Raw genomic sequence first — 19,701 nt, forward strand, 5'->3', positions numbered from 1 at the left:
TACTGATAGCAATTTTCCTTAATGTTTATATTCAAAAAACAGGTATAACACACATTTCCCTTCTCGAATTACTGTTTATTCCCATTATCTTTATCATTGCTCATTTCATAGATAAGAAATTTGCAAAGTATGCAAGTTAAAAATAGGAGGGGCCACCAAAATTTCGTAGGATTTTATAAGTACAGAAATCCACGAGGAATATTCTTTAAAGGAGAGTGATTACTTTATGTTAAGAGAATTGATAAATAAGGTAAAAGAACCTAAATGTATTCATAAATATAACTTTATTAAAACTCAAGATAGTGAAAACTTTAAAACAGGACAGATCGGTACAGCTAGTTTTTATAAGTGTGAAAAGTGTGGAAAAGAAAAGATTGAATATAAATATAACAGTGATATAAATAGTGACTATTGGAACATATAAGGTAAATTAGTTAATGAAATGGAGATTTACTAATATTAATTATTTACTATTAAAAAAATGAGAGAAAGATTGCTGCAATATGGGGTAGCATCACATCACCATCAAGCTAACAGAACAGGTTGCTCCCAAAACGATAAAAATGAACTTCATTGCTATAAAAGACTCTAATTTTTCGTTTTGGGGCAAATATTATATTAAATGATGTTGAAAATAATAGATATGTCTGAATCACTAGTTTCAAAAAAGCCTTCACGTAATGATGATTGCATGAAGGCTTTTGATGTTTTCTTATTTTTTTGTCTCATTGACCCATGTAATAATGTCCTGGATGACGTACTCGGGAACATTTGCAGGGATTTCGTACTCACTTGGAAGACTCAATTCCCCGTCACCCTCCGTGAAGAAATGATTCAATTTCGGATATTCTTTGAACTGAACATTCCCGCGGTTTGAAAGTCCTTCCTGCCATTTTGTATAATCTTCTTTTACTGTTACTTGATAATCACGTGCCCCTTGCAGAATCAGCAAAGGCTCTTTTCGTGATTTTGCCTCCTCAACTGGACGCCACCTAGTAACATCATACATAAAATGAGGAGACGGAAACGGAAAATTGTAGCCAGCTGGCGGATGGTCAGGATCGAAAGTAGGATCCAGGATAAAAGCGAACTGTCTTTTTAGTTCATCGATTACTTCCTTTGGCGCCCCAAGGTATTGACTCACATCAATTGCAGTGTCAGTCAAAGGGCGTGCAGGTGGTGCGAGTAAGATACTTCCTCGAACAAGTGAGGAAGGCGCTTTGCTCAGTATTCGCGGCATTGTACCAGCTCCTTGGCTATGTCCGAGAATGAAAATATTATTTGGATCAATGCCTTCCTGCTGCGCTGCTGACTTTGCTGCATATATGGCATCATCTGTAGTATCACGGTCCAACGTAACAGGTTCTGCACTCATCTTTAATGCATGTTCTAAGGTACGTTTTTCATAGCGTAACACTGCAATTCCGTTGGATGAAAGGCCCACCGCAAGGTCTCGTAAGATTTTTGTTCCCAAATAGGTAGCATCGCGATCATGGATGCCAGCACCATGAACAAGAACAACAACGGGTACCTTTTCACCAGGCTTATGTTTCGGAACTGTTAATGTGGCTGGTAATGGATAAGTAGAATTTCCAATGACGATTTCACGTTCTTGATAGGAAGCAGGTTGGTCATATCTAGGATGCGGAATGTAAGATTCCTGGGGCGGCCTTTCTCCAACTTCATCTACTTTCCCGCCAGGTGTGAATTTAATGAGTAGCGGTATGGTAGTTCCTTCAATAGCTCCTGGAATTTCCACCGTCTGATGGACCAAGTTTCGTTCTTTTATTACAGGTGTTCCCATGATTTTTATCCCACTTTGTGTCCACCAGTTTTGTAATGTGTTTGCTGTAAACTTGGATTGAAAAGCAGCAGACGTCAACTGAAGTGCCTCTGCATACTTACCTTGCTGGAGATATTCAAAAAATAATGATGTACGCTCCGTTAAAGAGATTTGTTTCTTTTCTGCAGATTTCTCCTCACGTGTATCTGCGTGAATAGCTGTTGTAAGCGGGAAAGATGAAACACCTAAAGAAAAGAGTAGGGTAAAGGTAAGTACTGATTTTTGTATTTTCTTTTTTTTATTCATGTTTTAACCTCCAATATGTGATGGTAAAAAACAGGTATGGTAATTAGGGTTCTGGTGCAAAAACTTCAAAATATTTGCAAGTAATCTCCAAAACTTTGACATACTGATATTATTACTCTAAAAACCGTAGATTTCTCCTTTTTCCACAAGCATATTAACCCCAGAAACAACCTTTCTTCCTTCACTTTATATTTTAATTATAAGAAACAAAGCTCTCGTTTTTCTTACTTGATACTTACAAATTCCTTAAGTGTTAAAAATCTTAGCTTGATGGATATGTGGTGCTACCCCATCGCTATCAAGCTAAGCTTATGCAAAGTCAATTTTAGACGAGATTGTTTCTTTTTTCTAAAGGGCAAGTGTAGTTGATTGAAAGATTTGCATACGAAATAAACCCTAGCGGGTTTCATTTTTTTGAATTAAGCGGCTTGATTATAAGACAGGGTACAATTGTAAACGACACCTAATATATCAAAGACCGTTTTTTTCTCATATCGATGAGATTTCCGCCCGTTTTGCTGTAGGAGATTGAACAGGCGAAGTAACACCTTTGATAACTCTTGGATGTTTTTTTGCATAGTTTGGAATAGAAGAAGAAAATAGTCTTTAATCATATATATGGCTTTATACTCACTAAGCTCTCGTTTTTTCCTCATGAGGAGCAATTGGCGCATCTGAAACATGATAGAAGAACAGAGTAGAATGGCAATCAACTGACCATATAAATGGCACTCCAATCGTTCTGGTTTTATCTTTTTACAATGATGAATTTGAAAGAATGACTTCCACGTTTTAAATAAAATTTCGATTTGCCAACGCAAAGAATACCAGTCATGTACCTGTCCCATCGGGACAATATCTGTAGGGGTGTTTGTCATATATACGTTGATACCACTGAGTCGTTTACTACGAGGAGAATACTTCATTCCTTTCTTTTTTTCTCTTACAGCTTGATCTTGTAATCGTTTTTGTTGCTGTTGTTTTGTTAATCGATGAACAATTACACGAGCTGGCACTTTATCATTCATTCCTACATAAGCATCAGCTATTTCACACGTTTGTCCTGGTTGAAGGGAGTTCATTAACGTCTCTATATCTATCTGTATATACTCTGTACCTTTCTTAATTCTTCCATCTTGAAAATAATCAGGGTTAGGATTTTTTTGATACATACGTGTGTTCGACTTGATACGAGAGATATAGTAGGCCTCTTTATTTTGTATATATTGAAGGTCTTTTAAATGAAAATAACCTAAATCTCGGATACATAAATCATTCGCTGTCACAGTTGGGGCACACAAAGAGCCGTAAGTGCGATCATGTTGTTTACCTGGACCTGTATGAATATGAAGGAACTGTCCACTTAACAAATCATACTCAAGTTGAATTTTTATCCCAGCTGTATGGCTGCAGCCTCCTGCACCTGGATAAACCGATGAAAATACATCCGGGAGTTGAAATGCAGTTGAATCTAAAATACGAATACGCTTGAAAACAGAAGTGTATGTAGAAGAAATCGGCATAGATACGGCCAATTTTTTGCTTAGTAGTTCGGCTAGTAGGTGTTGTAAAAGTTGGACGGCCGCCTTATTAAACCGTTGATTCAGTCCTTCAGGACTGATGAGTACTTCTGTTGATGCTTCTAAACAGCTAGATAACTGAGTTAAAGAAGTCATAGCTACATTTTGGCTCACCCATACACATAAAGCTACTAAATCTTTTGCTTGGTACTTACTGGTTCGTTGTACAAAACCAACATCTCTGGCAAGATTCCGTAAGGTATTTGGAGATAAAAAGCTTTGAATCTCTTGAGCAAATAGTTGTAATTCGTCAGACACAGAAACAGACATAAAAAACGCCATCCTTTCCTATGATTCTACAGAAAGAATAACGTATTTTTTCATTTTAGTGGGCTTTTCTTTTTATTAGGTTGATAGCGATGTGGTGCTACCCCAATATTAAAAATTAGCTTCCCATAACGATAATTATGTAAATGAGCTGTCCAAATGGATGGCTTATTTTATTTTTTGCTTAGCGTGGGTTTTTTCCAAAATGCTGGCGGTGCCCCATTGCTATCAAGCTAGTAATTTCAAGTATCCCAAAAACGGAAATTTTATTATTTTACAGCAATGTATGAGTGTAAACTTTGATAAATTTAAGACTGAATATTTCTAATAATTAAACTAATATTTCTATAAATTCTAAATATTTTCTTTTTTGCAAAAAATGATACATTTGAGGTATGAGTTACAAAACTATTAAAGGGGGATTATTTATGTTCAAGAAATTAGTAGTCGGGGCATTAGCAACAGGTATTGCATTAACTGGGGGGATTGGTGCAGCATCAGCTGATACAGTAAAACCTATTTCAGATAGAATTGAAAGTATAGTTGAAAATACAAATGAAGTCGAAAGACCATTTGTACCAAATTTTTCTGATAAAAATAATCTTATTGGAGAAAAAGCAGCTGCAGCATTTGATTGGGGATATTCCGGTAGTTATAATTTTTCTACATCAATTCAAGTGAAAAAAACTGTATCTGTAGCAGACAACGGAACTATTGGAGTAGCTATTCAAAATAATAAAAATTTTAATTTTAAAGTTGTAGTAAAAAGTTTATCATCAGGAAACACCGTAACCCATAATGTAACAGGAGGGCCAATGAGTGGTGGTGATTATGTTTATAATTACTTTGGTCCTATGAAAGCAGGAAGCTATGTTGTAACTCTAGTAAATACAGATGGTTCATGGCACCAAGGCACTGTTTGGCTTGGATGGTAATTACTTGAATTTATTTATTTTTGAACAGACTTTTCAAAAAAGAAAAGTCTGTTCTTTTTAATTCTGCACGTCCCTTTGTTTTGGAGATGCTGATTTAGAGGACCCGCCACATCGCTATCAAGTTAAGAAATACAAATACCTCCAAAACGAGAAAATTGACAGTTCCTAAAATAGATTTTTAATGTTTTGGAATTCTATGTTTGCATTAATTTGGTATTGGTAGTGTACGTGCTTCTTGTGTATTCATGCGGGTTTTTATAATTTTTGTTCTGGAATTATGATGCAATTTAATTATTATAATTTAATAATAAAATAGGATATTCATGATTGATCTAGGGGGAGATTTTTAATTGAACAAGAAATACATATCTATTGGTTTATTAGCAGCTCTTATAATCATGTTTTTTTGAAACAACAAATCGGATTATTATGGAGAGTATAGTGCAGATGGTCAACCTCGGTATAGTATTAAAATTATGGATAACGACCAAGCAAAATTGAACATAAACAATCAAGTTTACACCGTAAACTATAAAGAAAAGAACGGTTGTTTAGAGGTGGCTCAAGATGATGTATACCATATCTCTAATGAAGGAATCACATAGGTATATTTCGAACCCAAAAAAGACAACACTCTTTCGTATAGCGCAGTGCAAGGTGGGAAAGAAATGGAGCTTGCTACTTATAAAAAGATCGAAGGTAGCAATGGAAATAGCGGCCAACCTAGTGTATTTTGGTTAACTGTTAAAAATATATTTTGCGGGTTCATTATCTTTGGTGTGATGATGGCAATTATTTGGTCTGTCTTTTCATATATACAGAAAAAGAACGAAAGTCAATAATGGAACTGTTTATAAAAAAAGATAAGATCGGCGAATACGATCTTATCTTAAGCATAAGGGAAAAACAAGTGACACAAACCAACTTAATTTTTATGATATTATATTTTTTATTAATTTTCGATATAAAGCCCATATTTAACATCTATATCAATATTGAGAAATTTATTGCAAAATGAGCTATAAATAATTCAAATTCCAAAAGTTTACTTTCATTAAATTCAGATGTGGTGGTTTATTTTTTGAATCACTAACGTATCCTTTTCAGATCCGATGACATTTACTTTATAAGGATGATTTGTCAGGATATTCATTAATTGATTGGCCATATATTGAGGGGTGTAAACTAGGTCGTTTTTAAACCAATAGACCAGCATTCCTAAGATGGAATAGGCTGTATAATAAGAATTTATCTCATGATTAATATGATGGTCTGGATTTATTCGTACCGCTCTTAGATTTTTTAAAAAATGGTTATTGATTGTTTCACACAAATACTCTTGAAAACCTGAATACACATGCTTATTCAGCATTAATTGATAATAATAAACATTATTCCAAAAGTGCGTGAATAGCGCCATTGCCGCAGAAGACATTTCTTCAAATAGGATATCCTTGTCGTTTGGATATGAGTCAACTAATGCTTTAATCAAGTCTTCCATCTTTTCTTGAAATATTTCTTCTAATAAATTTTCTTTGCTTTCGTAATGGGAATAGAATGTTCCTCTATTACAATCCGCTCTTTCTGTGATCTCCGTAATGGATATTGACTTTAAATCTTTTTCTTCCATTTTTTTCGTATTAACATGTGGTGAATCTTTATACTCTCATTACAGTAAGCGCTTACGTTTATAACAATACATTTCTATATGTAATATTGCATATTTATACGTTTAGACAAAATTATACCTCTATTAATCATTCCTTAATGGTATCATAGCGAGGTGAGAGTCTTTAAGGGTTCTCCTTAATAGGAGGAAACGGATATGGAAAGAGTGCAAGCGATTATTGACAGTAATCTGAAATACAAGAGTTGGGTTAAACAGGTACTAGCTGTAGGCGGAATATTAGGGTTCTGCTACTTGGTATTATATGTTTTATGTTTCTTATTTGCTATGTAAATACTAGATAACTACACTAGTGGAGTCTTGCCTACAGAGGTAAGGCTCTTTTGTTGTATCTGAGGTGAATTTTTTTGGAGGTACTCCAAAATATGGGGTTGATGGGTATGGAAGATGTATATGTAGGACTAAAATATTTTGGTTTGCTACTTGTATTAGTATTTGGTGTGGGATTTATTATTTGTTGGATTTTTTGTGATGTAATTTCGTTAGATCAATTACTTGGTTTAAGTATAGGAATTAGTACGTTAATAATGGAATTTTTTATAAAGAAATTCAGTAAGGAGCTAAATACTAATAGTTAATTTATGCTTTCTCTGGATGAGTATCTCAATAGTGATGAGATACTCATCTTTTTTTGAGGGATTAAACTCCTTTGTTATGCCGTTTCGAATGTATACTTTTATTATGTATTTTGAGGATATCAAGGGTTTTGTTGTGAAGTCAATGTTTATAGGAATTCTAAAGTAAACAAATATCTAAAAGTTTACTTTCAGAAATGATAACAACAATCTAATTATTTAAGGTTATTTTCATAGATATTTCTAATTTATATATTATAATTACAATATTAAGTTGTATTTATGGAGGATGTTATAGGGTGAACTACAAAAAAGGTATTATGATAGGTCTATTATGTGTATTTGTTTTTTCATTAAGTGGTTGTGATTTTTTCGATGGATTTAAAAGTGGATTCAGTTCTAAAACTGAAAAAGTAGAAAATCAGGAAAAATAATAAATTTTTATAGATATTTTGAGGCCAAAAGATGACTTATTCAATGTCATCTTTTGGCTTTTTTCTAGTGAAATTGAAAGTAAATTTCTATTCAAAAGTTTACTTTCGAATTTTGGGATAAATTTATATTAAGATGTACGAAAATTAATTTGAACAAACTTTATTCTAAAACAACAAAAGGAGCAAAAAAATATTACTCCTTTTCATTTGAATTCCACATGAAATTTAGTATCAATTATTCCAAAAGCAACTTTACAGGGGAACGCATTTTTTCCTGTTGAAGCAGTAAGCATGCAAGAAAGTACCCAATATTCCAAATCTAAAGGTAAGCGGTATACTTGAATGCTACCATCATTGTTTTTTACTGATACAATCGGTGTATTTACCCTATTTGTAGCGAAACCGTCCGTTGTTATCATTCCTACTGCATCATTATTATGAAAACCAGCGCTTAAAACCTCGTAAATCATTCCATCTTTTTTATTGATAATCATAGGTATATTTAAATGGGGATAGTTATTTATATCGTTATGAATAACTGTTCTTGCTGTATTCTTTCTTATCTGATTCCTTTGCATTTTATACACTCCTTTATAATAATTCAAACCTGATCACTTAAATCTATTCAATTTAACGTCTATAATATTAGAAAATCGTAGTGTCATCTTATTATAAAAAGCATCGGCACATATGACAGCACTTTTTTGCTGGTCAATACCAACAACAGTCATATAGTTAGAGAGTAAATAACCGTCCTCATAATATATAATTAGTATTTCTTCTTCAGATAATAAGGAACATAACAACATGTTCTCAATCAGTTCTTTTTCTTCAGTGGTTAAGATCGGCCGAGTTACTTTGTTTTTCTCCTTAATGATTTCACGAATACCAGCAAACTGTTCAGGCATTGCTGCGAATGGAGTCCATTTGACCATTCCTCTCCCTTTTGGCATATTAGCGTTACTCATGATTTATGTCCTCCTATTAGTGTGTTTCGGTGTCTAGCTGTAGCGCTATGCGTGTAGGAAATCCCTCGTAAAATACTGTTCTTCCCAAATTTTGTACGTATTTCATCCATTACTTTTGTTAACTTCATTTCTTTTTCTCGTTGCGCGACATTATCAAAAAGAGAAATTTGTTCTTCCCCTTCTTGAAGTAGGTTTGTTAAGGATATGTTTATGCTGCGAATGGGTTTGCCAGTATATTGCTGATGTAAAAAGTATGTACAGATATGATAAATATCCATCGTTAAATTTGTTGGGCGATTTAAAGTATGTGTTTTTCTAATACCACCGGTATAACTCTTGCTATAACCGACAGAAAAATGAACGGTTTGGGCAAGTTTGTTTTGTCTTCTAAGCCGATAACAAACTTCTTCAATATGTTCCAGTAAAATAATCGGAAATTCTTCTATTGTGTAGTCACGCATTAGAATTTGGCTTTTTCCAATAGAAGTTGTGGCAGGAACATATTTTTCTGAAATGCGACTAAAGTCAATTCCATGGCTATGTAAGTGTAATTCTTCTCCAATCTTTCCAAAGCTCTGTTTTAAGTATTTAAGGAGATAATTGGCTAAATCTCCAATAGAGTGTATTCCCTTTCGATTTAATTTTTCTTCTGTTTTATATGATATGCCCCAAAATTTATTAAGGGGGCGTATGCTCCATAGTTTGGTAGGTACATCCTCGTACTTCCAAAAAGCAATCCCGTCTTTGTTCTTCTTAGCTTCAATGTCTAAAGCAATCTTACTCATTAATGGGTTAGGAGCAATTCCAATGGTACATTCAACTCGTGTATAATCGTATATTTCACGTTTGAATTTCATAGCGAATTCGTATGGGTCTTGGGCGAATAAATGGATGTTATCTGTAATATCCATAAAGAATTCATCGATGCTGTATTGGTGAAAATCCTCAATCGGAACGTATTGTAAAGCTAATTCTGTTATGTAATTTGAGCATTTGATATAAGTACCCATAATTGGGTTTACAACAAGAATGTCTTTACGCCGTGGTATTTCATACAACCTTGCCATTTTCTTAACACCTAATGCCTTTAATGGTGGTGTTGCAGCCAAAACAATGGAGCCACTCCTGTTCACATCTCCTACTACAGCTAATTTAGTATGCAGTGGGTCTAAGCCCGTCTTGATACAGGACACGCTTGCATAAAAGCTACGAAGATCTACACATAAAACAATTCGATTTGGCAAGATTGAGTAATCATACACCGATATGCCTTCTTTAACCAGAACGTTTGTTCTTATTATACACGGATGTACGTTCTTTTATGAAGTGGTTTTTGTAAAAAAATAAAACTGACTCTAGTTAGCCAGTTTTTACATATCCCAAAAGTCGGTGGATTTAACATTGGGTTTTATTTGCCTAATAACTTTTAAAATCTTTTTCATTACAGTTGGACTAGGTATGTATTCTTTATCATTGCACGCCTTTGAAACTGTAGGACGACTTAATTTCGCGGTCTTTTCTAAATCATTTTGGGTGAAGCCATTCCGATCTAAAAAATCACCTAATTTCGTTCGGTTTTTCCCTCCGAATTTCCAAAACACTTAAATCCCTCCTGAACCTATTTTCAACATTGTGGACATAAATGTAAAAAACTATTCGCATAGACGGCAAAAGTTTTTTACATAATGTACAAGCTGTCCACAATATGATGTATCAAAGCAGCTACCACGGTATTTATCAAGATTTCTACCAAGGTAAAACTACCACGGTATTAAGTAGATGAAGCTATGTAATATCTACATTCTAAATTCTGTTTATAAAGGGGGCATTTAAATGCGTGTTAGGAAAGAAATAATTCCTTTTCGCGAGTTTATGGATCGGTCATACAAAGATAAAGAACAGAAAATCCGTAAATACAATTCATTAAGTCCTTTCGCATTCCTTCATATGTCGGATCAGGTATTACATACTTACATTGCATTAGGAGTTATGGGAACGATTTTAATCGGAGCAGTCATGTTAGAAAAATACTTGGTGCGACATGACTATATATCAGCAGCTAAATTTGTAAGTGAAGGTATTTATCACGGAACGCGAATTGGTGGAGTTTGCTTGATTGGATATGTATTTGTTCGTATCGTAATCATGTTTTAAGGAGGGAAGGGAGTAATGGGGATTATAAAGGAGTGGCTTCGTACGCAAAGGTTAAGGAATCAGCTTATGGAGGTGTTCGGAAAAGCAGGTTTATATACGGAACATCAAACGCGTGGGGGAAAAGTGCCTATTTATCCAAAGGTACATAATGTTTCTTCTTCAGCAGAAAGCGTGAGGTATGTTTTTACTATACCAAACGGATTAGATCCACAGAAGATTGAAAAGAAGTGGTTTTGTTTTCAACAAATATTAGGACGGAATATTACGGTTGAAGGGGATGTGAAAAAGTTTGTACTACATGTATTCCGTTCAGATGCTGGACTAAAACCATACAATTACTGTTATAAAGAATGGCAGCCATTATTAAAAGAATACCGTCTTCCTGTTGTGGTTGGCCGGGACCAATTCGGAAAAACGATTACGTACGATATGGTTGATTCCAATACACCACACTTATTAATAGCAGGAGAAACGGGAAGCGGGAAAAGTAGTATGGTACGTGTTGTATTATCCACACTTATTCAATATGTTTCTCCTGAAAAGTTGCATTTGTACCTTGGTGACTTAAAAAACTCTGAATTTCATTTTTTGCGTAGGGTGAAGCATGTGAAAGAAGTTTGTATGGAAGAAATTGAAATGAAAATAATGCTTCAAAAGGTATGGAAGGAAATCAGAGAACGAAGAAAACTTATGGAAGAATATGAAGTTGATCATATTGATGCGTACAACAAATTAAATCCTGATCATCAAAAACCATATATTCTACTTGCTATTGATGAAGTGGCCATGCTAAAAGATGAAAAAGAGTGTATGACTACAATTGAAAAGATCTCAGCAGTCGGCCGATCACTTGGGGTGTTTCTTATGCTTAGTATGCAGCGGCCAGATGCGAAAGTGTTAGATGGTAAGTTAAAGCTCAATATGACCGTAAGAATCGGCTTTAAATGTGATAGTGCAATTAATAGTAATATCATGGGTACTCCTGGTTCAGAGCATTTAGAGCAATCAGGACAAATGATTTTAAAACGAAATGGATTAAAGAAAGTGCAAGCTCCTTATTTGGAATTAAGTAAGGCGAAACAAATTGTTGAACCATATCGCATGTCTAAAGAGGAGAAAATACTCCAGAATTCATCGCAAGAAGAAATTCCGTTATTTGGGGTGTTAGATGATGAAGAGTAGAGATAAAGGAATTTTGAATGATTTGAAGCGATTTAGATGCATGTCCCGTGACGATATTATTGACTTGCATTTTCAAGGCTTAAAGAATGCGGTAACTTGTTGTAATACGGTTATGAAACGATTAAGAAGAGACGGCTATGTTGATGCTAACGTATTACAGCACCCATACATTTATTTTCCGCAGCCAAGTTCTATCAGAAAGACAAGTCAAAAAATTCCTCATTTCCTTGGTATTGTGGACGTATACAAACAACTCGTTCATTATGAAAATCCTAAACTATTTGAAGTTGAACCAAAGTATGGGAAAGTATATATGGAGCCGGATGCTTTTACAATATGGCGTAGATCGCCATTCTTTATTGAAGTTCAAAAGTCAGTGTACAGTAAAAAAATAATGCAAGATAAGATAAACAGATATGAGTTATACTTCCATAGCCAAGAATGGCACAATGAATCCTGGCAACCGAAAAGTTCTAAATTCTTTCCTTCAATCCTTATCATTACTGACAAACATTACGATGTCCAATCTCCTCATTTACGTATATTTCAGGCGAATTCTATAGAAAGTTTTATGAATAATTTAGCGGTGAAATCATAAAGAAAGCCTGCATAGTGCAGAGCTTTTTTCTTTTCAATAATATATTAAGTCATGTGTGATGAGGATTGTTAAAATGCAGTAAATGAGCAAAGTAAATTTAAAGTAAGTCATGAAATAGTAAAACTTCTTCTAGAATGATATCTCTATAATTAATAACTTGTATGATAACCTCTCGATTATCACTATATCCATTCATATCTACAACTTGTCCCACATATTCGTTTGTACCAATATCTTTTTAAAGTACTTTAAAAGATGCACTTTATATTTTCTTTATCTTATCTTTATCTTATCTTTATCTTATCTTTATCTTATCTTTAAACTTCTATATTAAACTTTAAACCTAAAAGAAATAAATTTGAGTCTGAAAGGGGCAGAGAAATAGATGATTATTATATATTTTGTAAATAACCAACCGCCATTGAAAAATTGAATTTCTTATACGAGGAGAAATATATGAAGGATATGAGTAAAAAACAAATTATTAAAGTATTCCTTATTAGTATTTTAGGTTTAGGAACAATGCTTGGAATACTATATATTAATCATAAAACTAATGTTCAACAAAATAAAGCGCTCGCTACCGAAAAACGTGTATTGCAATATGAACCTACCTTGAAAAAAGAATTAGAAAAATATAATTTAGGAGGGAAAACAGCAGTTTTATTAGGAATTATGTACCAAGAGAGTAAAGGTGAGGGAAACGACCCTATGCAGTCATCTGAATCACTTGGATTAAAGCCAAATGAAATTCAAGAGACAAGCTTGAGCATTGAACAAGGGGTAAAACACTTTGCTAAAATGTACAAATATGGAACGGAAAAAGATGTTAGCATGGATGCAATTATTCAAAGCTATAATATGGGACCAGGGTATATTGATTTTATTGCCAGTCAAGAAGTTAAACAACACTCGGAAGATTCGGCTAAAAAGTTTTCTAAGATGAAAGTTGATCAAAATCCAGCGATGTACACTTGTGGTGGAAATAAAAATAATTTTAGGTATCCATATTGTTATGGTGATTTCACATATGCCACAAAGGTGAATGAAAAAACAAAACTTATTGAAGAACTTCTTCGAAATGTACATAACTCTTCTAAATAAGCTGCAGAATGAAATATAATGATACCGTCAGTTATCAGCAATAAAATATTAGAATATAACTTATATTTTAGGTGATTATATTTATCAATGTGACGGTATCCTATATGAAAAATCTCGATCTTATTTCTATAGGATGAAATAAGATCGAGACTCTTTTGTTGTTTACTTGATGGATAATGGAATGGTAACCAAAAATTGTACGCCTTGTTTGGTATTATTCATAGAATACGTGATAGAAAGAGATTCGAAAATTTGTTTTACAATATATAATCCTAAGCCACTCCCTCCAGTATTCCGATTTCTTGACTTTTCGATTCGATAAAAGGGTTCGAATATATGTTGTATATTCTCTTCTTTAATTTCGACACCTGTATTAAGGACTTGCATTTCGATATAGTTTTGCTTAGATTTTTGGCTTAACTTTATATAGACCTTTTCGTTAAGTGGTGAATACATAATTGCATTATGAATGATGTTTTTACAAGCTTTTTCTAAAAGAACACAATCCGTATAAACAAAAATGTCAGAATCGACTTCTTTTATTATTTGAATGTCTTTTTGAGAAGCAAAAAATTCGAGGTCTTTTATGATTGTACCTATTAACTTCGAAAGATTTACTTCTTCTACTTGTGGTTTAAAGGTATGTTGTTCTAGTTTTGATGTGCTTAAAATTTCGCGAACCAGTTGTTCCATACTTCCAATTATTTGATGATTTTTCTTTAAATATTGGTCACGATTTTGATAAGGGCCGATATTATATATCATCCCTTCTAAGTAACCTTTCATAACAGTAAGAGGAGTTTTTAATTCATGTGCTACAATAGCAAAAAATTCCCGTCGCTTTGTTTCTATTTCCCTTTCTTTTTCAATATCACTTTTCAATTGCTGATTCGCTTTTTGTAAATCAAAAATTGCTTGTTGTAAATTTATGGACATATCGTTCAAGCTATTGGACAATTCCCCTAATTCATCCATAGAACGAACCTCAATTTTTTCGGAGAAATCTAAGTTTGCCATCTTTTGTGCACCTTCATTAATATAAATAAGTGGTTTTGTAATAAACCTTGAATAGAAATAAGCACTTCCTAAACCAATAACCAGTACAATGATACTAATAAAGGGTAGAAAACGTACCAAGACCTGTGAAGCTTCATCGATCGGTTGAAATGTTGCGAACACCACAAGCGTTAAGTTAACATCTTGGAATTGTATTGGCTTGGTAGCCTCATATGAATTACGAGATTGAGCCAAACCCTTTATTGGTACTGTTGTAACAAAACCTTTTGCTGGAGTACCCCCCTGAACAGTACCCCCTTGAATAGTACTCCCTTGAATAGTACTTTGAAGAAAAGGATTATAAATAACCCTTCCCTCATTATCTTGAAGGTAGATCATTGCATTATTTTTTTGTGCGTATTCATCAACAAGTGGTGTTGCATTTTGAAGCGTAAGATCTTTAGATTTATCAATTATTTCTTCGATTCCCGTTTGAAGCTGATCTGTTTTGTATTTCTCATAAAATTTAGGGAGAAAGAAGTATAAAGTTACATAAATTAAGGTTGCAAAGGCTAACAAAATGAGGGATGTAGTCATAAAGAGTTTATAGGTAATTCTCTTCATCTTCATGATCTTTACAATCCTATTCATCGATTTTATAACCAATGCCCTTTACTGTTTTAATGTAGGGTATATCTAATTTTTTTCGTATGTTTTTCATATGCGTATCAATCATTCGTGTGTCTCCGGCATACTCATATCCCCAAATTTTTTCTACGATATTTTCTCTTGTGAGTACCTTTTTTTCATTTTGAAGTAGTAGTTGCAAAATTTCGAATTCTTTTGTCGTTAGGGGAACCTCAACTTTATTTACATATACTTTATATGCATCGCCATCGACATGTAGTTCTCTAAATACAAAATGATTATCCGTACTTTGATTATTACTTCTTCTCAGTACTGCTTCGACTCGTCTCATCAAAACATGAAAAGAAAAAGGTTTCGTAATATAATCATCGATTCCAAGATCAAATCCTTTCATTTGATCTTGTTCTTCTTCTAGCGCAGTTAGCATAATAATTGGTATATTTGACTGACTTCGAATCATTTTGGCAACTTCAAATCCATTCAGGTTTGGCATCATCACATCTAGAAGAATTAAATCGAAGGACTGCTTATTAAATTGTTTCATGCCCTCTAATCCATCTGATGCAACTATAACCTTATACTGTTGTGTCATTAAAAATTGTTTGATTAATTCTTGTATTTCTTGATCATCTTCTACCACCAAAATGTGATAGTTCTTCATAATATCACCTCTTGTAGTCATTATAACCTTCCAGTCTGGAGTTGATGTGGAGACGTATTAGAAACACGATAAAAACTTCACAAGAAAACTACATGTATTTCAAATCAGCTCCAGATGCATGAGATAGGTTATATACATAACAAGACAGAGGGAGGTAATCAAGATGTCACTGGAAGCAAACATCATTCTTTCTTTATTAGATGTACAACTGTGGATGGCCAATCATTCGAATAATGGTCGCATAAAAGAGAAAAAACAAAAATTGAAATTAGCGCCGTGCTTAAATAAATACACAAGTGTAAATAAAAGAAAACTATATAAGTCTAGTGAACAAAAATAGAGGGGATCAAATTGATTCTTTTTTTTGCATTCAATAACGAGGTACTGAAAATCTTTACTATAACTCTAGATTAACTCCATATAGAATACAGATTAGGTTTGTATGCTACATGTATCAAATAGAAAGGAATGATACATGATGTTGACGACTTACACAATCTATCAATTTTTATCCCTTCCTTCTTATTTACACGCAAACCTATTACCATCCATTCTCACGAGAACTTTCGGCTCTAAGTTTATAACAAAAGAGTAAAGAATCTAATTGAGGTTATGATTCCTTCTTGCTGCTTTGTGCCAATACCCGTATAACATGCTATGTACATTGAATAATTGATTTGATGAGAGCCGAATAGGCTCTTTTTTTTAGAGACCAGCTCGAGGTGGGTTTGAATATCGTCATACATGTATTTATAGAAAAATTCAAATATAATGTTACCCCTACGAAAAAACAGTTAATTTATATCTGAACCATGCCTAAAGGTGAAATTTTTTTTTGAAATGGTGATTCTTAAATATCACATTCATACATCGTAATTCAAATATGAAGATAAAAATATTCAATTGAAATTAAAGGAGAAAGGGATGTTCACAAAGGGACATTATGATACAAATCAAACAGAAAACAATGGGAATAAAGCCTATAAAAAAACAGGGTATTTTTTCACAGGAATAATTGGTGCAATGATTGGTGTAATTACCATTGGATTGACCATCCCTTATATAAATGAAATCAAAGGAAATGTAGACCAATCTCCTAAACATAACGAAGTAAATCAGGTTACGCCGACCTCTTACAAACCAGAAGATGTGAGCAACCTTCAAAATATGATTGAATCTGCAAAAGAAGTTGTCGTAGGTGTCATTAACTATAAACAAAATGCAGATGCATTTAATACGCAAGATCAATCAGAAGAAGCAGGTTCGGGATCAGGGGTCATATATAAAAAAAACGGTAATAAGGCTTTCATTGTTACAAATAATCATGTGATAGACGGTGCGAATAATGTAGAAGTGAAATTGAATAATGGTAAAAAGGTTCCCGCTAAAGTAGTAGGGACAGATCCATTATTAGATTTAGCGGTATTAGAAATTGACGGGACAGATGTAAAAAGAGTGGCAACACTTGGAGACTCAGAAAAAATTCGTACAGGGGAAACGGTAATAGCCATTGGGAATCCATTGGGGCTAGAAGGTACTGTAACAAAGGGGATTATTAGTAGCAAGGAACGAGAAATACCTGTTAGTACACTTGGAAATCAACAAGTGGATTGGCAAGCACAGGTAATTCAAACAGATGCAGCTATTAATCCTGGGAATAGTGGAGGAGCTTTATTTAATGAACAGGGTGAAGTCATTGGAATTAATTCGAGTAAAATTGCACAACAAGCTGTTGAAGGAATTGGATTTGCAATCCCGATTCATATAGCCAAAACAATCCTAGGGTCTCTTGAAAAAGAGGGAACAGCTAAACGTCCAATGATGGGTGTACAGTTATTTGATGTAGAGAAAATGACAGATTCTGCACGTAATCAATTAAAATTACCAAAAGAGATATCAAATGGTGCCGTGTTGGGGAATATCTCAAATCAATCACCAGCAGAAAAGGGCGGCTTACAACAGTATGATGTTGTGATTGCATTGGATGAACAAAAAATAGAAAATGTCGTTCAATTCCGTAAATATTTATATGAAAAGAAAAAATTGGGAGATACAATTAAAGTAACCGTTTATCGAAATGGTGAAAAACTAACAAAAACCGTGAAATTAATGGAACAAACACGTACCGCTTAACAGCCACCTTTCGGTGGTTTTTTCTATTTTACTAGTTTTATATGTACGATCATTCCATTCGTCCTCACTCCATATTAATGGACTGGCTCTCTACCAATATTCAAAATCGATTGCGTATTCTAATTTGTGTTCCAGTTTTTCTTGCTAAGGTCAATGAATAAGTACACATAAACTCCATATATCTCTAGATAAACTACTGAGTAACTCCATACAAACTCTAGATAGCGTATATAGAATAACAGCTATCAAGGAGGTTAGGAAAAATGAATTTTATAAAACGCGCAATTCTCAGTATGAAAAAAAGAATAGGAACATCATTAATTTTGATGGCAGTCTTCCTGATTGTTACAAATTTAGTGCTGGCAGGATTCACAATCCAAAATGCATCAAAAAAAGCTGCTGATGCAGCAAGAAAAAAACTAGGTGCAGATGTTACTTTAGGTCTTGATTTTGACAAATTAGGTCAACAAGCTAGGGAAACTGGCGAGATGCCTAAGCCGCCGAAGCTCAACACAAAAGAAGCTGACCAATTAGCGAAGTCCAAGCATGTAAAAGACTATAATTATATAACCAATAATTTCGGAATTGCGGATGGGTTTAAATTAGTAGGAGCTTCAGAAGGAGAAGGAAAAGGAAAAGGTAACGTTGCAATGGTGGGAGGATCAGGTTCAGGTTCAGAAATAGATATGAATTCTTCTCTTATGATAGAAGGAGTTCGCAAGACTTTATTACAAGAAAGTTTTAAAAATGGAAAAAGTAAAATCGTTGATGGAAAACCAATTACAGAACAGATGCAAGATCAGAATGTAGCTTTAATGGAAAAACGATTAGCGGAACAAAACAATTTGAAAGTAGGAGATAAAGTTAAAGTTCAATCAGGGGATAAGAAGGAAACTCTTGAAGTTGAAATTATCGGTATTTACGAAACGAATGAGCAACCAATGGGTCAAAATCCCCCTCCTATGATGAATCCAGCTAATAAACTATATATGCCTTACTCTACTTTGAAAAAATTAGAAACAGATGAAGGTATGAGTAGTAGTATTCAAGTTGTGTACTTATTGAACGATCCACAAGACATTGATGCATTTAAAGAAGAAGCAAAAAAATCTGATATTGATTTTAATTATTTTAAGTTAGATGCACAAGATTCATTGTACAAACAAATGATTGGCCCTATCGAAAATATCGCTTCTACGTCTCAAATGATTATCTATATGGTATCTATTGCAGGTGCGATTATCTTAGGATTAATCATTATGTTATCGATTAAAGCACGTCGTAAGGAAATGGGGATTTTATTGTCCATTGGAGAGAAAAAATGGAAACTGATGGCGCAGTTCGTAGTAGAAGTAGTATGTATTGCTATTTTAGCGTTAGGATTATCCCTAACAACAGGAGCTAAAGTTTCTCAATTCGTAGGGAATAACTTACTTTCGAGTGAAATTGCTACAGCAAGCGAAGAAAAAGACAATTCACAAAATGGTAGTGTAATGATGGTTGGAGCTGGTGGTACTCCACAAAACCAAAACGAAGATCCAATTGATAAAATTGATGTAAGTGTAACGGGAGAAGATGTAGGAAAAATGGGGGGAATTGGACTAGCTATTGCTATATTAGCAACGCTTCTTCCAGCATTATCTATTCTACGCTTAAATCCAAAACAAATTCTTTTAAAAGATGAATAAGG

Annotated in this window: 21 protein-coding genes; 12 read left to right on the forward strand and 9 right to left on the reverse strand. The window is 33.8% G+C overall.

From position 1 onward, the window contains the following. The first annotated feature begins 226 nt into the window (after positions 1–226). Positions 227–424: a hypothetical protein gene (locus ACP6L7_RS32830; protein ID WP_097833461.1), complete on the forward strand. Its 198-nt coding sequence runs from the start codon at positions 227–229 to the stop codon at positions 422–424. Positions 425–712: 288 nt separating this feature from the next. On the opposite strand, the gene ACP6L7_RS32835 is transcribed toward ACP6L7_RS32830, so the two are convergent. Together ACP6L7_RS32835 and ACP6L7_RS32840 are read right to left on the reverse strand one after the other, a co-directional pair. Further along, the gene (locus tag ACP6L7_RS32835; RefSeq protein WP_097833460.1) at positions 713–2,089 is read right to left on the reverse strand and encodes an alpha/beta hydrolase; all 1,377 of its coding nucleotides are present in this window, start codon (positions 2,087–2,089) and stop codon (positions 713–715) included. A 419-nt stretch (positions 2,090–2,508) separates the two neighbouring features. Continuing rightward, positions 2,509–3,939, reverse strand: a complete 1,431-nt coding sequence (locus tag ACP6L7_RS32840; RefSeq protein WP_430529707.1) for an IS4 family transposase — start codon at positions 3,937–3,939, stop codon at positions 2,509–2,511. A 425-nt stretch (positions 3,940–4,364) separates the two neighbouring features. On the opposite strand from ACP6L7_RS32840, the gene ACP6L7_RS32845 reads away from it, so the two are divergent. Both ACP6L7_RS32845 and ACP6L7_RS32850 read left to right on the forward strand, forming a co-directional pair. Beyond that, positions 4,365–4,871: a hypothetical protein gene (locus ACP6L7_RS32845; RefSeq protein WP_097833404.1), complete on the forward strand. Its 507-nt coding sequence runs from the start codon at positions 4,365–4,367 to the stop codon at positions 4,869–4,871. Positions 4,872–5,539: 668 nt separating this feature from the next. Continuing rightward, positions 5,540–5,713: a hypothetical protein gene (locus tag ACP6L7_RS32850; protein WP_240523249.1), complete on the forward strand. Its 174-nt coding sequence runs from the start codon at positions 5,540–5,542 to the stop codon at positions 5,711–5,713. A gap of 218 nt (positions 5,714–5,931) precedes the next feature. Here the strand turns inward: ACP6L7_RS32850 and ACP6L7_RS32855 are convergent, their stop codons facing one another. After that, the gene (locus ACP6L7_RS32855) at positions 5,932–6,501 is read right to left on the reverse strand and encodes a TetR/AcrR family transcriptional regulator (RefSeq protein WP_097833403.1); all 570 of its coding nucleotides are present in this window, start codon (positions 6,499–6,501) and stop codon (positions 5,932–5,934) included. Positions 6,502–6,938: 437 nt separating this feature from the next. Here ACP6L7_RS32855 and ACP6L7_RS32860 point away from each other — a divergent pair, with 437 nt between their 5' ends. Then, positions 6,939–7,136 (forward strand): hypothetical protein, encoded by a 198-nt coding sequence (locus ACP6L7_RS32860; protein WP_097833406.1) that lies wholly within the window; start codon positions 6,939–6,941, stop codon positions 7,134–7,136. A 296-nt stretch (positions 7,137–7,432) separates the two neighbouring features. Beyond that, positions 7,433–7,567 carry a hypothetical protein gene (locus tag ACP6L7_RS32865; RefSeq protein ID WP_430529708.1) on the forward strand — a complete coding sequence of 45 codons (135 nt, stop codon included), beginning with the start codon at positions 7,433–7,435 and terminating at the stop codon, positions 7,565–7,567. A gap of 203 nt (positions 7,568–7,770) precedes the next feature. On the opposite strand, the gene ACP6L7_RS32870 is transcribed toward ACP6L7_RS32865, so the two are convergent. The 4 genes from ACP6L7_RS32870 to ACP6L7_RS32885 form a co-directional block, all read right to left on the reverse strand. Further along, positions 7,771–8,145: a hypothetical protein gene (locus ACP6L7_RS32870; RefSeq protein ID WP_430529709.1), complete on the reverse strand. Its 375-nt coding sequence runs from the start codon at positions 8,143–8,145 to the stop codon at positions 7,771–7,773. Between the two features lie 33 nt (positions 8,146–8,178). Further along, entirely contained in the window at positions 8,179–8,535 is a 357-nt protein-coding gene (locus ACP6L7_RS32875; RefSeq protein WP_430529710.1) for a YolD-like family protein, read from the reverse strand. Then, entirely contained in the window at positions 8,532–9,797 is a 1,266-nt protein-coding gene (locus ACP6L7_RS32880; RefSeq protein ID WP_430529711.1) for a Y-family DNA polymerase, read from the reverse strand. Before ACP6L7_RS32880 ends, ACP6L7_RS32875 begins: the two co-directional genes overlap by 4 nt. A gap of 108 nt (positions 9,798–9,905) precedes the next feature. After that, entirely contained in the window at positions 9,906–10,136 is a 231-nt protein-coding gene (locus tag ACP6L7_RS32885) for a helix-turn-helix domain-containing protein (RefSeq protein ID WP_002150963.1), read from the reverse strand. A gap of 232 nt (positions 10,137–10,368) precedes the next feature. Between ACP6L7_RS32885 and ACP6L7_RS32890 the strand changes: the two genes are divergently transcribed. The 4 genes from ACP6L7_RS32890 to ACP6L7_RS32905 all read left to right on the forward strand — a co-directional run bounded on the left by ACP6L7_RS32890 (position 10,369) and on the right by ACP6L7_RS32905 (position 13,573). Further along, positions 10,369–10,689: a hypothetical protein gene (locus ACP6L7_RS32890; RefSeq protein WP_097833398.1), complete on the forward strand. Its 321-nt coding sequence runs from the start codon at positions 10,369–10,371 to the stop codon at positions 10,687–10,689. Between the two features lie 15 nt (positions 10,690–10,704). Continuing rightward, positions 10,705–11,871 (forward strand): FtsK/SpoIIIE domain-containing protein, encoded by a 1,167-nt coding sequence (locus ACP6L7_RS32895; protein WP_430529712.1) that lies wholly within the window; start codon positions 10,705–10,707, stop codon positions 11,869–11,871. Between the two features lie 22 nt (positions 11,872–11,893). Continuing rightward, positions 11,894–12,469 carry a replication-relaxation family protein gene (locus ACP6L7_RS32900; protein ID WP_097833405.1) on the forward strand — a complete coding sequence of 192 codons (576 nt, stop codon included), beginning with the start codon at positions 11,894–11,896 and terminating at the stop codon, positions 12,467–12,469. A 456-nt stretch (positions 12,470–12,925) separates the two neighbouring features. Next, complete coding sequence (locus ACP6L7_RS32905; protein ID WP_097833396.1) at positions 12,926–13,573, forward strand: lysozyme family protein; 648 nt, start codon at positions 12,926–12,928, stop codon at positions 13,571–13,573. Between the two features lie 162 nt (positions 13,574–13,735). Here the strand turns inward: ACP6L7_RS32905 and ACP6L7_RS32910 are convergent, their stop codons facing one another. Continuing rightward, positions 13,736–15,199 (reverse strand): sensor histidine kinase, encoded by a 1,464-nt coding sequence (locus ACP6L7_RS32910; protein ID WP_098519755.1) that lies wholly within the window; start codon positions 15,197–15,199, stop codon positions 13,736–13,738. Positions 15,200–15,212: 13 nt separating this feature from the next. Next, the gene (locus tag ACP6L7_RS32915; RefSeq protein ID WP_002150943.1) at positions 15,213–15,878 is read right to left on the reverse strand and encodes a response regulator transcription factor; all 666 of its coding nucleotides are present in this window, start codon (positions 15,876–15,878) and stop codon (positions 15,213–15,215) included. A gap of 163 nt (positions 15,879–16,041) precedes the next feature. On the opposite strand from ACP6L7_RS32915, the gene ACP6L7_RS32920 reads away from it, so the two are divergent. The 3 genes from ACP6L7_RS32920 (at position 16,042) to ACP6L7_RS32930 (ending at position 19,699) form a co-directional block, all read left to right on the forward strand. Continuing rightward, complete coding sequence (locus ACP6L7_RS32920) at positions 16,042–16,218, forward strand: hypothetical protein (protein WP_176539491.1); 177 nt, start codon at positions 16,042–16,044, stop codon at positions 16,216–16,218. Positions 16,219–16,802: 584 nt separating this feature from the next. Then, positions 16,803–18,011, forward strand: coding sequence for a S1C family serine protease (locus tag ACP6L7_RS32925; protein ID WP_430529713.1), 1,209 nt, complete (start codon positions 16,803–16,805; stop codon positions 18,009–18,011). A 263-nt stretch (positions 18,012–18,274) separates the two neighbouring features. Beyond that, on the forward strand, positions 18,275–19,699 hold the full coding sequence (locus ACP6L7_RS32930; RefSeq protein WP_097833394.1) for an ABC transporter permease: 1,425 nt from the start codon (positions 18,275–18,277) through the stop codon (positions 19,697–19,699). Positions 19,700–19,701: the final 2 nt, after the last annotated feature.

Origin of the sequence: Bacillus silvicola (assembly GCF_050524305.1) — a bacterium.
Lineage (GTDB): Bacteria > Bacillota > Bacilli > Bacillales > Bacillaceae_G > Bacillus_A > Bacillus_A cereus_AT.